Raw genomic sequence first — 13,406 nt, 5'->3', positions numbered from 1 at the left:
ATTAATAGGCTTGTTTTTGTCCTTTTACAATATTTACTATAGTTTGAAAAATAATTTTTATATCTAAAAAAAGTGACCAGTTTTCAATATAAAAAATATCAAATTTCACTCTATTAATAATATCTTCATCATTTTTAATTTCTCCACGATAGCCCGTAACTTGGGCAAGGCCTGTAATACCAGGTTTTACATTATGTCTAAAAATAAAGTTGTACTTATCTATTTTTTTAGAATAATCTTCAGTATAACTTAACATATGTGGTCTTGGACCAACAACAGACATATCTCCCAATAATACATTTACAAACTGAGGCAACTCATCTATACTTGTTCTTCTAATAAATTTACCAATATTTGTTACCCTTGTATCGTTTTCTTTTACATAAGTACCTTTTACCTCTTTTAATGTTTTTAGTGACCTAAATTTAAAACAATAAAACTCTTTATAATTTAAGCCATTTCGTTTGTGCTTGTATATTACAGGTCCTTTAGATTCTAACTTAATTAATATAAATAATATTATATATACCCAAGATAATATGAAAACAATTATAAAAGCAGAAAAAAGGACATCGAAACACCGTTTTAAAAACTTATTTACATCTTGATTTAATGCGACTACAGGCATTGATAGAACAGGTAAATAATTATAATAATCTGTTTTAAGTTTATTACTAAAAAGTTTTTTAGTATTAGGTATAAACTTAATGTTACAGTGGTTTATATTGGCGTATTTAACATACTTATTTACTTGGTTTTCTGTTAAATCATCTATTGAACAATAAATTTCATCAACATTTTTATGGTTTTCAAGATATGTGAAACTTTCGTCTAAAAAATTACTTTTTTTTGTGTTGAAAGTTGCTAATAAATTATAGCCTAATTGTTTTTTGCTATTAAATATAGACTCTAATTCCTTTGCTCCTGAGTTTTTACCAATAATAACTACGTTTCTTAGGTTACCTTTTAAATACGAACGGTATGATTTTAATATATAATAGCTTAAAAGTTTAGCTAAAGCTATTAGTGAAAACACATAAAGCAAGTATTTTAAAGTTACAAAGGCTTGAATATTAATACTCCTAAAAAAACCTATAAATGCATAAACAATTATACTATAAAGAAAGAATTGTTTTGCTAATAAAGATAATATATTAAGTGCTTTTGTATACCTATATACTTTATAAAAGCTTATAAAAGATGATGTAATCATCCAACAAAAAATTGAATATATTATATATAATAAATGTTTATTATTAAATAAAGCAGAAGAGAAAAAGTATAGGTTTTCTTCATTAAAATTAAAATAATAAAACGCTAAAATATTTATAACAGCTATGTCAAAAACCATTAAAAATGGCCTTAATAACCAAGAATATCTACCGCGTTTATATTCCATTTGCTATTTTGAATTAAAGCTAGAAAAATCTTTATGTTCACTTTTATATAATTCTTCTTTGTTTAAATTTTTAAAGTAATTAAAGGTAATTTTCATGCCTTCTTCTCTATTAATTTTTGGCTGCCAATTTAAAATATTTTTTGCTAATGTAATATCTGGTTGTCTTTGTAGAGGGTCGTTTATTGGTAATTCTTTATAAACAACCTTTTGAGTTGTACCAGTAAGTTTTATTATTTCTTCTGCAAAGTCTTTAATACTAATTTCGTGAGGATTTCCAATATTTACTGGTAATGCATAATCACTTAAAAGTAACCTGTATATACCTTCGACTTGATCATCTACATAACAAAACGAACGTGTTTGTGAACCATCGCCAAATATTGTTAAATCTTCTCCTCGTAATGCCTGACCCATAAAAGCAGGTATTACTCTACCATCGTTAAGTCTCATTCTTGGGCCATAGGTGTTAAAAATTCTAACAATGCGCGTTTCTAAGCCATGGAAACGGTGATATGCCATTGTAATAGATTCTTGAAAACGTTTCGCTTCATCATAAACTCCTCTTGGGCCTATAGTGTTAACATTACCGTAATAGTCTTCGGTTTGTGGGTGTACTAATGGATCTCCATAAATTTCTGATGTTGATGCTATTAAAATTCTTGCATTTTTAGCTTTTGCTAAACCTAATAAGTTATGCGTACCTAAAGAACCAACTTTTAATGTTTGTATTGGTATTTTTAAATAATCTATTGGGCTTGCTGGCGACGCAAAATGAAGAATATAATCTAGACTGGTTTCAATTTTAATAAACTCTGTTACATCATGTTTTATAAAGCTAAACTTAGAGTTGTTTTTTAAATGTGCTAAGTTTTTTTTGTCTCCAGTTATAAAGTTATCCATACCAATAACATTATAACCTTCTTTTAGAAAGCGATCGCATAAATGTGACCCTAAAAATCCTGCTGCACCTGTTATTAATACTGTTTTGTTCACTTATCTTCCTATTGAAATATACTTAAAACCTTCGTTTTCTACATCTTTTACGTCGTAAAGATTTCTACCATCAAAAATAATTTTTCCATTCATATTTTTATTTATTTGGTTAAAATCTGGTGTTCTAAAAATGCTCCACTCTGTACATATTACTAAGGCATCTGCATTTTCTAAGGCATCGTACATGGAATCTGCATACTTTATTTTATCGCCAATTTTTCTTTTTACGTTAGGCATTGCTTCTGGGTCGAAGGCTGTAATATTACATCCTAATTCTAGTAACGCGTCAATTGTATAAAGTGCTGGCGCTTCACGAATATCGTCTGTTTCAGGTTTAAACGCCAATCCCCAAATGGCAATATTTTTATTCTGTAAATTATTATTAAAATACGTTTCGATTTTAGGTATTAAAATTAATTTTTGTCTTGCATTTACATTTATTACTGCATCTAAAATTTGAAAATTGTAGTTATTGTCTTTTCCAGATTTATGGAGTGCTTTTACATCTTTAGGAAAACAAGAACCGCCATAACCTATACCTGGAAAAAGAAAACGCTTACCTATTCTAGAGTCTGTTCCCATTCCAATTCTAACTTTATCCACATCTGCACCAACTTTTTCACAAAAGTTAGCTATCTCGTTCATAAAGGTAATTTTGGCTGCTAAAAACGCATTAGAGGCGTATTTGGTAAGTTCTGCAGATTTTTCATCCATTACAATTATTGGGTTTCCAGACCTTACGTAAGGTTTATAAAGCTTTTCCATTAGTTTTATTGCTCTATCACTACTGGCTCCCACTATTATACGTTCTGGTTTTAAAAAATCGTCCACTGCAAAACCTTCTCTTAAAAACTCAGGATTTGATACCACATCAAAGTCTACTGTTGCATTTTGTGAAATTGCATTTTTTACTTTTTCTGAAGTACCAACAGGCACGGTACTTTTGTCAACTATTACTTTGTAATTTTTTATTAGCTTACCTATTTCTTTTGCGACGCCTAATATATATTTTAGGTCTGCAGACCCATCTTCGTCTTCTGGTGTTGGTAAAGCTAAGAAAACTATTTCACCGTGCTCTAAACCTTCTTCTAGACTAGTAGAAAATTTTAAACGGTTAGATTTTATATTTCTTTCAAATAAAACATCCAAATGTGGCTCATAAATAGGTACATGCCCTTGCTGCATTTGGTTTACTTTATCTTTATCTATATCGATACATAGTACCTCATTTCCTGTCTCAGCTAAACATGTTCCGGTTACTAAACCTACATATCCTGTTCCTATTACTGCTATTTTCATTAAATTTTGTTAGAAGCTTAGTGACTTTATTAAAAGTAGTTTAATATGGGTATAAAGTTAAACTATTTTCTTGTCTAATCTTTCAAATGAGGAATTCATACTTAAAAACTCTGGCACGATGTCTTTCATTTTTATAACGATTTCATTTTTGGTTCCTTCTTTAGCAGTTTCTACCAGTTCTAAAATCATTTTATTAACTAAACTATAGTCATGGCTGCCAATTTTAGCAATCATGATTTTTTCGTTGTATGTTGGAAGTGTTTCAGATTTATCATTAAGCAATTCTTCGTAGAGCTTTTCTCCTGGCCTTAAGCCTATTACTTTTATATCTATTTCTTTGTATGGTGTGAAGCCTGCTAATCTTATTATTTTTTTTGCTAAATCGATAATCTTTACAGCTTCTCCCATATCGAAAATAAAAATCTCTCCTCCGTTACCCATAGCTCCAGCTTCAATTACTAATTGGCATGCTTCTGGAATGGTCATGAAATAACGAATAATATCTGGGTGCGTTATGGTTAGTGGTCCACCTTCTTCAATTTGTCTTTTAAATAGCGGTACAACAGACCCGTTTGATCCTAATACATTACCAAATCTAGTAGTAACATATTGGGTTTTAGATTTATTCTTTTTTTGCAGTTTACGTTGTAAGGCTTGTACGTAAATTTCTGCAATACGTTTTGATGCTCCCATTACATTACTAGGGTTTACAGCTTTGTCTGTAGAGACCATTACAAATTTTTCTGCTTTGTATTCGTTTGCTAAATCAGCAATGTTTTTTGAACCCATTACATTAACCATTACAGCTTCTTGTGGATGCCTTTCCATTAACGGTACGTGTTTATAGGCTGCTGCATGATATACAACGTTAGGATTGTGCTCTTTAAAAACTTCTTCAATTACAGCCCTATTTCTAACATCTGCAATAATAGCTTCAAAAACAATATCAGGGAAATTGTATTTTATTTCATGTTGAATTCTATATAGCGGTGTTTCGGCATTATCTAAAATTAATAATTTTTTAGGTTGATAGTTTGCTACTTGTCTTACAATTTCACTTCCAATAGAACCTGCTCCACCAGTTACTAGTATACACTTATTATAAATTTCTTTTGCTACTAGTTTATTATCTAATTTTATAGGATCTCTTTCTAAGATATCTTCAATTTGAATTTTTTCAATTTGATTAGATAGACTCGTATTTTGTTCTATATCTGAAATTAATGGTGCTCTAAATACTTTAAAATTATATTCTAAGCAGCTATCAACAATCTCTATACTTTCCTCCTTTGTTAAGTTATTATCTGCTATAATTAGGGCTTGTGCGCCATAAGCTCTTAACGTTGTAGCTATTTTTCTTTGAATGTATATTATTGGCAGGCCAAGAATTTCTTTACTTTTATTTTTTCCGTCTTTATCTACAAAACCTAGTACCTTATATCTTGACGGCTTTTCAGATTTTAGTGCACTTGCAATTGCTATTGCATTTTCGTTTGTACCATACACCAATACGTTAAGTTGCTTTTCTTCGTATTGATAAGTTAAGTATACCTCAAAAACTTGTTTTACTAAAATTCTAAATAAAAATAAACCACAAAAAGAGGTGATTGAGTATACTAATATTTCTGGTATTAAAAATAGCTGTTCTTTTGTTATTAAAAGATATGTATAATGTATTATAAAGGCAGTTATTAATGTTGCTGAAGAAGCTAAAAAAAACTTTACAGCATCTATAAATGTAGAATGCCTTATTAATCCTGCATATGTTCTAAATAAAATAAAGAACAATACATTAATAGTTATTACAATTAACTCTGTTTTATTTGGAACAAAAGAATAGTATTTTACGTTTTGTAATATGCCAACAATTAATTTTGTGTTGACTAATGCCATTAGTAGTATAACAATATCAAAACATAAAATTGCCCATCTAGGCAAATAGTTTATATTTTTAAAATCTATCTTTTTACGACTAGATTCTAAAACTTGATAAATGGCTTGTTTTAATTTTTTATACATCAAAGCTATTAAATAAAGAGTATAGTTGTTACAATATAATAATATACCAGCGTTTTACAATATTAAATTTACCTAAATTAGGTTTTTAACCACATTGGTTATTCTTACTCTATCAGCATCTGAAAGATTAGAACCACTTGGTAAACAAAGACCATTTTTAAACAACGTTTCACTTACTTTAGCACCATAATACGGTGCATTTTTAAATATTGGCTGTAAATGCATTGGTTTCCATAACGGACGTGTTTCTATATTATCTTCTAACATTTTGTTATAAAATTCATCTTTTGAAAATGGTGCTTTATCACTAAATACAATACAGCTTAACCAGTGATTAGATACAATGTCTTTATTATATTCCTGAAATACATTAATACCATCTATATCATTAAATAAATTTTTATAAAATACATTCATGTTTTGTCTAAGTGCTATATGCTTGTCTAAAACCTCCATTTGCCCACGGCCAATGCCTGCACAAATATTACTCATTCTATAATTAAAACCAATTTGAGAATGCTCGTAGTGTGGTGCTTGGTCTCTAGCTTGAGTGGCTAAAAAAATTGTATTTTCTTTTTTTTCTTTTGTGTTGCATACCATTGCGCCTCCACCAGAGGTTGTAATTATTTTATTTCCGTTAAAAGATAATATTGAATAATCACCAAAGGTTCCGCATTTAACACCTTTATAGGTTGAGCCTAAAGCCTCTGCAGCATCTTCAACAATAGGAATTTCATACTTATTTGCAATTGCTCTAAGCTCGCTAATTTTAGCTGGCATGCCGTATAAATGTACTATGATAATTGCTTTAGGTTTTGTACCGTTAGCTACTCTGTCTTTTATAGCTGCTTCAAGGTGAATTGGACACATATTCCAAGTATCAATTTCACTATCAACAAATATAGGGTTTGCACCTTGATACTTTATTGGGTTTGCCGAAGCTGAAAACGTCATGCTTTGACAAATAACCTCATCGCCAATAGTAACTCCTAATTGTACTAATGCTAAATGTATTGCAGATGTTCCTGAAGCTAAACAGGCAACATGAACATTTTGATTTAAATAGCTTTCTAAATCATTTTCAAAACCCGAAACATTAGGTCCTAATGGTGCTATCCAATTTGTGTCGAAAGCTTCCTTTATGTACGTTTGCTCATTGCCTCCCATATGTGGTGAGGATAGCCATATTTTTGAGTTCATTAGATTTAAATTATTGTTTTATATATATATGTAATATCATTAATAAAAGAATAGTTTTTAATATAATCTTTATTTAATTCAACTTTTTTAGGCCAAATTACATTATCATTATAGTTTACTGGGTTTGATTGATTTTCTAATAAATCTTCTTCATTTTTAAAATAAATAGATGCCGGACCAGTTATACCTGGCTTTACTGTTAATAATATTCTATCATCACCTTTCAAATTATCTGCATACCCTTTAAAATCTGGTCTTGGTCCTACAAAGCTCATATTGCCAATAATTACATTTATAATTTGAGGTAATTCATCTAATTTATAATGCCTAATTTTTCTACCTATTTTTGTTATTCTTTTATCATTTTTAGTAGTTATATTAGAGAGTTCAATTTCATTAGAAGATTTCATTGTTCTAATTTTATAAATTTTAAAGGGTAAACCTTTATATCCTATTCTCTCTTGAATAAATATTCCTGATTTTTTTGTGTCTATAGAACTAATTATTGCAAGTAATAATATAAACCACCATATAAATAAAAGTATGCTTACAGCTAAAGTAAAATCAAAAGTTCGTTTTATTATTTTTTGAGTATCACTTAGCACTTTTATATATAGTTTATTATTTATTGGTTTTAATAAATTTTGCAGGAGAACCAACTACAACTGAAAAATCTGGGATATCTTCTATTACTGTTGAACCTGCACCAATAACACACCATTTACCAATTTTTATTCCTGGTATTACATTTGCTCCTAAACCTATATGAGTTCCTTCTCCTACTATTACATTACCTGCTAATGCTGCATTAGGAGAAATATGTACATAATCTGCAATTTTACAATCGTGTTCTATAACAGCAGCAGTATTTATTATACAATGGTTACCAATTTTTGAATTGGGATTAATTACCGCATTAGCCATTACAACTGTACCTTCCCCAATTTCCACATCTAGCTTAGAGATAATGGACTTAGAGTGAATTGCTTTTAAATATGTAGCTACTAAGTTTTGGGTTATTTTCTTTCTAATTTTATTATTACCTACACTAATAATTACTTGGGGATTGGAAATGTTTTCTGATAGTGATTTTACTATTGGTATATTATAAATGGATTTACTAGATGGAGAATCATCAAAAATACCTTCAATTTTATATTCTGTTGAAAATAAAATAATGTCTATTATAACTTTTGCGTGACCACCAGCACCATATAAAAACATAAGCATTGTTTTAGTTTTTAAAAGCTTCTAATTGTTGTATAGAATTAATACCAACAACAGTAGATATTACTGTTTTATTTGTTTGAATAAAGTCTAAACAACTTTTAATCCTTTCATTAATATTTTTTGAATCCTTTAATAGTGCGCCTGCAAAAAAAGGTCTTATAGCTATAAAAGGTTTTTTTGTTGCAAACTTTGAATAGTCTTGTTCTTCTTTATTTAAATATGATATGATGCCATCTATCTCATTTAGTTTTTCTACTTTTTCGGCAAAAGGAACAGAGTAAGGGAAACTAAAAACAGACTTTATTTTACCTTTTTGCTTTAATTTTAATAAAAGATCTTCAATTTCATCTTTAAATTTAAAAAGTGTATTTAATCTGTCTTGATCATTTATAGGTTTAGAGCGTAATAACCATTGCAAAACATCTATTTGCTCGATATTTAAAACTTTTAATGCGTTATCTACTCTATTTTCAAATAGTTTAGATGAAAAAATATTATCCTCAAAATGAGGTGCAGACATCTTAACAATATGTTTTACATTTTTTGCACAACTAGCTTTTTTTAAAGCCGCTGTATATAGACTATAAGAACTGTATTCTGAGGATGAATGATGAGTATTTATTCCAATACTATAAGCTTCTTCAATTAGACTTGTAACTTCATTTGAGCTTAACGATTTATCAAAAAACCGCATAGTACCTAATGTAATGTTACTTAAACCCAAATTGGCTTTTAATCCCTCCACTTAAAACCTGTTTTCCAGATAAATCTATCGTTTGTTTTTTCAACCTCATAAGAGGTACGACCATGTAACACTAACTCGTCCCACCATAATACAGCTTCACCAGGATTTAATGTTACTTGTTCTACCATGTGAGAATGTGCAATGTAATTTTGAAGAAAATCAAAAAACTCCTTGTTTAACGCTTTATTTTCTTCTGTTTCATCTTTATCTATACAGTAGTAATTAAAATTAAAATGGATTTCTCCATCTGCTTTTAAATCTATTATCTTTTCTGTGCGTTCCTCATTTGCTTTTTTATACCTAACGTCTGTAGCTTTTAGACGCTGTAATAAATCTGGAGCATTTTCTTCCATATATTTTATTAATACTTTACTATCAATAAATGTAGTAGCACCACCTTTAACTGCTTTATTTATACCATAAAACATCATAACATCTGCTGGATCTGAGATATAAGACTCATCTGTATGTAGTGGTTGTGCATTTTTACTATGTCTATAGGCTGCTAAATCTGGTATATCTGCATCATACCTAATTTCCAACCACTTTTCGTGTGTTTGCTCGCCTCCTTTTGTAAAATCTTCACCAATATTTATTGGATCTCCTAAACCATCTACAAAAACATCGTAGAACGCTCTTAGGTCTCCTAAATACCATTCTGGAATAACTTTAATTACTTTATATTTTGCTAATGCTGCTTTAACAACTTTGGCCGCCTCGACAGGATCATTAGTTCTTAATTTTACGTCTGTTATAAATTCCATTATGTTTAATTTTTACCATTAAATTTAACCATAGTTGCTTCTCCTTCTTGATTAACATCTGTAGGTTTTATAATTTTAAGCAAAGTTAGAAAAAGTATTTTAATATCTAACAAAAAGTGTTGTCTATCAACATACCAGATATCTAATTCAAATTTTTGTTGCCAACTAATGCTATTTCTTCCATTGACTTGTGCCCATCCAGTGATTCCTGGTTTTACTTCATGTCTTCTTTTTTGATAGTCTGTATATATTTCAAGATACTCAGACATAAAAGGTCTTGGTCCTACTAGGCTCATTTCACCTTTCAAAACGTTTAAAAGTTGAGGCAATTCGTCTAAAGATTTATTTCTTACAAAACTTCCTACTTTAGTTAACCTAATATTATCTGGTAACAATTCCCCATTAGCATCTTTTTTGTCATTCATTGTTTTAAACTTAATAACCCTGAATACTTTATTATTTTTTCCTCCTCTTGGTTGTGTAAAAAATGGCTTGCCATTATTATTAATGAATAACAAAATCAATAAAATTATAAAGATTGGAGATATCATTATTAGTATAAATAATGCTGAAAAGAAATCTAATAACGGTTTGATAATAGCTTTATACATGAGTCTATTTTTTTGCTACTTTAATCAAGTTTTCTAAGTAATCTAAAGCTAATTGCTTTCTTTCAAAATGAAGCTTCGCATAATTGTATCCGTTTTCTCCATAAGATTTATAGTCTTCAATATTAGTAATGTAATTTTTAATTTTACTTGCAATATCATCTGCGTTTTCTGGCTCTACGCATATGCCACACTTTGCATCATTTACTAATTGTTTCGATACACCTTCAATTGCTAATAAGACTGGTTTTTTACAAGACATATAATCAAAGGTTTTATTTGAATATATGGTTTTAAAAGTGTCTACTCTTTTTAGAACAGATGCCCCTAAATCTGAAGCTATTATATATTTAAAAACCTCCGCTTTTGATACTGGATCTCTAAATATAACGTTGTTTAGTTTCCTTTTTAATACTTCTTTTTGAAGCATTTCTTTTTGCATACCAGAACCAATTAATTGAAAAACAACGTTGGTATCTGTTAACTTTTCTGCAGCATCAACCAATTGAATTAAATGATTTGCAACACCATGAGCACCAACGTATGTAATAATAAACTTACCTTTTAATTTCAATTCATTTTTAAATGCATCTGCATCAAAATCTCTTTGAATAGTTTCTGCTAAAGTAAAATCTGCAGCATTTGGAATGAATATAATTTTTTCTTCAGGCACTTTTTTCTTTGCAATTAAGGTGTCCCTAAATGCTGGAGTTAATACATTTATTAGCTTAGCTCTTTTGTATATAAAATTTTCAAACCAATAAGCAAATTTAATAATCGTTTTATTTTGTAATACACCTGTATCAATTGCGGATTCTGGCCATAAATCTCTAATTTCAAAGACAAATGGTGTTCTTTTTAAAAGTGATAATACGTAGGCAGTAATCCCAACAAAAAGTGGCGGTGATGTAACCACAATTATATCAAACTTACCACTAACCTTAAATAAACCAGCATAAATACTGGAAAATACAAATGAAAAATAAGCCCAAAGTCTTCCTATAAAATTTACGTTATAGCTTTCTGAAACGTGGCATCTATAAACATCTACACCCTTATAAAATTGTTTATCTGTATGGAAATATTTCCCTTTATATCTTGCATTTTTCTCACCAGTTGCATAATGAACCATCCCACCTAAAACACTTACTTCATGCCCTTGGCTTGCCCAAACCTGAGTCATTTCATTAAAACGAGAACCACCGCCATCATTTTTTTCTAAAAATGCATGATGAATTAAAAGAATGCGCATATATTATTTATCTATTTTAATTGTGGTTTTAAAACTTCCTTTATTGGTTGCAAAAGTAAACCTTATTGACTTTTCTTTCACACCATAATAACCAGAAAACCATTTTTCTTCTATTAAAGGCTCTATTTTCAGGTCATCTGCATCGAAAGCCTCTATTTTTAAAGTGTCTTGAAAATCTGGATTTATTTGCCAATATTGATAAATGGTTTTATTTGTAGCATTTTTAATATTATCTATAACTTCCCATTGATTTTCACCAACGTGTTTAATTACAGTTCGATTATGAAAAATATTGTTTCCTAAGTTTTTAAAAGCCTTAATTTCACCGTTAAATATATAGTTATTCTCTTTTTTAATTAAGGTTGCCTTAGCATATTTAACCCAATTATACCATATAAAACGACTGCCTTTTTGCATTTGGTTCTCGCCTTCAATTCCTACAGTATTATGGCCTTCGCAACCATTAAAGAAATTTATAAATTCTTTTTCTGTATTGTATTTATAAGAACCAGAATCTCTTAGAATATTATTACCATTTACCCAAATATCTAAATGCAAATTGTCTGACTGTGCAGGCCTATCTTTATATTTTCCACAACGTATAAATGTTTTTACATCTTGATCTTGAATAATGTAATATCCTCCTTTATCAAAAGTATTTATTTCTGGAATTTTAATATTATGTGCTTGTTTTTGGTTTTTAAAACCATACCAAAAACTACTTTCGGACTTATAATAACAATTCTTACCTAAAGCTAAACGTAAATCGTCTAATTGTGATTTGTAATTTCTATAATCATCATTTGTTAGCTTAAAAAACAATGCACCATCGTTAGACCCATAGTTTGGTAATTTTCCAGAAATTGGGTCTAAACAAGTTTCTAAAAAACGTAATGACTTTTCTGCTCTATCATAAACAACAGGATTAAATTTCTCGTTATTTAATTTAGACAATTGAATTGCCCATGTTAATAATTGCACCGTTACACGATGATAATTCATAGAATATTGAAGAAATGTACCATCTTTATATATTTGATATTCCACTTCCTGTTCAAACCACTTTTTTCCTTTTATGCTCCACTTTTTTGTATCTGCCATGAATGGGAAGAGTTTGGCAGATAGATATAACATTAAGGTTTCTGTTATAGCATGGTTGTTGCGTACTGCAATTCTTGAAAAATGAATATTATTATATACATGGTGCAATTGCCAGTATATTGAATTCATTATTTCTTGATACAGTGTTTCGGTTAAATGTTCTGAATCTTTATAATAATAGAGTGCAAATGTCCAATTTAGAACTCTTAAGCTTATTTCTTGGCTACATTTATAGTTTGGACCTTGATTTATAGGGTTCTTAGATATAAAGTCTTTAATTTCATTAAAAACCAGTTGTGACTGATCTTCATTAAAGTGATAATCATACCTAATAACATCATATAAAAACGAAAATCTTGCTTTCTCCCAAACAAATTTTATATCTCCAGCTTCCAGTGAAATATCTTGTATTTCACTCCAATGCTTAGAAATATCATACTTATGATTTGTTATTGGATTTGTTATCCAGTCGTAGTTTTTCCCTAAGGTTAATTCTTGTTTACTAAAAAAAGTAAAGGTTCCGTTTTCAATCTTTTGAAAAGTAGCTTTTAATTTCTCATCTCTAACCTTTGGAAGGTTATGGATGTCTTTTCCGTAGAAAAAAAAAGGAGACAAATTGTTTTTCCACTCTTTTAGAGTTATAAATGATTTAAAATCTGGATTTATAGGAAACGTTTTTTTTTGCCATCCTAATTTTGTTGAAATCGCATAATAGATTCTAAACAAAACATAACGCAATCCCATGTTTTTCAACAAGTTGAAAACTAATTTTATTTTTTGAATCATATTAAAATTT

12 protein-coding genes are annotated in these 13,406 nt (G+C 29.3%); all 12 read right to left on the bottom strand.

The window, feature by feature from the left end:
- Position 1: 1 nt before the first annotated feature.
- Positions 2 to 1,399, bottom strand: coding sequence for an exopolysaccharide biosynthesis polyprenyl glycosylphosphotransferase (locus BM549_RS02870; protein WP_290468884.1), 1,398 nt, complete (start codon positions 1,397 to 1,399; stop codon positions 2 to 4).
- 3 nt (positions 1,400 to 1,402) lie between these two features.
- Entirely contained in the window at positions 1,403 to 2,392 is a 990-nt protein-coding gene (locus BM549_RS02865; RefSeq protein WP_290468883.1) for a UDP-glucuronic acid decarboxylase family protein, read from the bottom strand.
- Entirely contained in the window at positions 2,393 to 3,691 is a 1,299-nt protein-coding gene (locus BM549_RS02860; RefSeq protein ID WP_290468882.1) for a UDP-glucose/GDP-mannose dehydrogenase family protein, read from the bottom strand.
- A gap of 57 nt (positions 3,692 to 3,748) precedes the next feature.
- Positions 3,749 to 5,710, bottom strand: coding sequence for a nucleoside-diphosphate sugar epimerase/dehydratase (locus BM549_RS02855; RefSeq protein WP_290469025.1), 1,962 nt, complete (start codon positions 5,708 to 5,710; stop codon positions 3,749 to 3,751).
- Positions 5,711 to 5,782: 72 nt separating this feature from the next.
- Positions 5,783 to 6,910 (bottom strand): aminotransferase class I/II-fold pyridoxal phosphate-dependent enzyme, encoded by a 1,128-nt coding sequence (locus BM549_RS02850; RefSeq protein WP_290468881.1) that lies wholly within the window; start codon positions 6,908 to 6,910, stop codon positions 5,783 to 5,785.
- Between the two features lie 5 nt (positions 6,911 to 6,915).
- On the bottom strand, positions 6,916 to 7,515 hold the full coding sequence (locus BM549_RS02845) for a sugar transferase (protein WP_290468880.1): 600 nt from the start codon (positions 7,513 to 7,515) through the stop codon (positions 6,916 to 6,918).
- A gap of 16 nt (positions 7,516 to 7,531) precedes the next feature.
- The gene (locus tag BM549_RS02840) at positions 7,532 to 8,140 is read right to left on the bottom strand and encodes an acetyltransferase (protein ID WP_365336524.1); all 609 of its coding nucleotides are present in this window, start codon (positions 8,138 to 8,140) and stop codon (positions 7,532 to 7,534) included.
- 4 nt (positions 8,141 to 8,144) lie between these two features.
- Positions 8,145 to 8,885, bottom strand: coding sequence for an aldo/keto reductase (locus BM549_RS02835; protein ID WP_290468879.1), 741 nt, complete (start codon positions 8,883 to 8,885; stop codon positions 8,145 to 8,147).
- Positions 8,873 to 9,649: a TauD/TfdA family dioxygenase gene (locus BM549_RS02830; protein ID WP_290468878.1), complete on the bottom strand. Its 777-nt coding sequence runs from the start codon at positions 9,647 to 9,649 to the stop codon at positions 8,873 to 8,875. Before BM549_RS02830 ends, BM549_RS02835 begins: the two co-directional genes overlap by 13 nt.
- Before the next feature lie 5 nt (positions 9,650 to 9,654).
- On the bottom strand, positions 9,655 to 10,260 hold the full coding sequence (locus tag BM549_RS02825; protein ID WP_290468877.1) for a sugar transferase: 606 nt from the start codon (positions 10,258 to 10,260) through the stop codon (positions 9,655 to 9,657).
- A 4-nt stretch (positions 10,261 to 10,264) separates the two neighbouring features.
- On the bottom strand, positions 10,265 to 11,509 hold the full coding sequence (locus tag BM549_RS02820; protein ID WP_290468876.1) for a glycosyltransferase family 4 protein: 1,245 nt from the start codon (positions 11,507 to 11,509) through the stop codon (positions 10,265 to 10,267).
- A gap of 3 nt (positions 11,510 to 11,512) precedes the next feature.
- Positions 11,513 to 13,396, bottom strand: a complete 1,884-nt coding sequence (locus tag BM549_RS02815) for an alginate lyase family protein (RefSeq protein ID WP_290468875.1) — start codon at positions 13,394 to 13,396, stop codon at positions 11,513 to 11,515.
- Positions 13,397 to 13,406 lie beyond the last annotated feature (10 nt).

Source organism: Lacinutrix sp. MedPE-SW, from assembly GCF_001874145.1.
Classification (GTDB): domain Bacteria; phylum Bacteroidota; class Bacteroidia; order Flavobacteriales; family Flavobacteriaceae; genus Lacinutrix.
This window is presented reverse-complemented; position numbering and strand designations above follow the sequence as displayed.

What these genes read in the sequence shown, in the direction of transcription:
- BM549_RS02870 (WP_290468884.1), bottom strand. Translation starts at nt 1,399, where the DNA reads ATGGAATATAAACGCGGTAGATATTCTTGGTTATTAAGGCCATTTTTA.
- BM549_RS02860 (WP_290468882.1), bottom strand. Translation starts at nt 3,691, where the DNA reads ATGAAAATAGCAGTAATAGGAACAGGATATGTAGGTTTAGTAACCGGA.
- BM549_RS02855 (WP_290469025.1), bottom strand. Translation starts at nt 5,710, where the DNA reads ATGTATAAAAAATTAAAACAAGCCATTTATCAAGTTTTAGAATCTAGT.
- BM549_RS02850 (WP_290468881.1), bottom strand. Translation starts at nt 6,910, where the DNA reads ATGAACTCAAAAATATGGCTATCCTCACCACATATGGGAGGCAATGAG.
- BM549_RS02840 (WP_365336524.1), bottom strand. Translation starts at nt 8,140, where the DNA reads ATGCTTATGTTTTTATATGGTGCTGGTGGTCACGCAAAAGTTATAATA.
- BM549_RS02830 (WP_290468878.1), bottom strand. Translation starts at nt 9,649, where the DNA reads ATGGAATTTATAACAGACGTAAAATTAAGAACTAATGATCCTGTCGAG.
- BM549_RS02825 (WP_290468877.1), bottom strand. Translation starts at nt 10,260, where the DNA reads ATGTATAAAGCTATTATCAAACCGTTATTAGATTTCTTTTCAGCATTA.
- BM549_RS02820 (WP_290468876.1), bottom strand. Translation starts at nt 11,509, where the DNA reads ATGCGCATTCTTTTAATTCATCATGCATTTTTAGAAAAAAATGATGGC.
- BM549_RS02815 (WP_290468875.1), bottom strand. Translation starts at nt 13,396, where the DNA reads ATGATTCAAAAAATAAAATTAGTTTTCAACTTGTTGAAAAACATGGGA.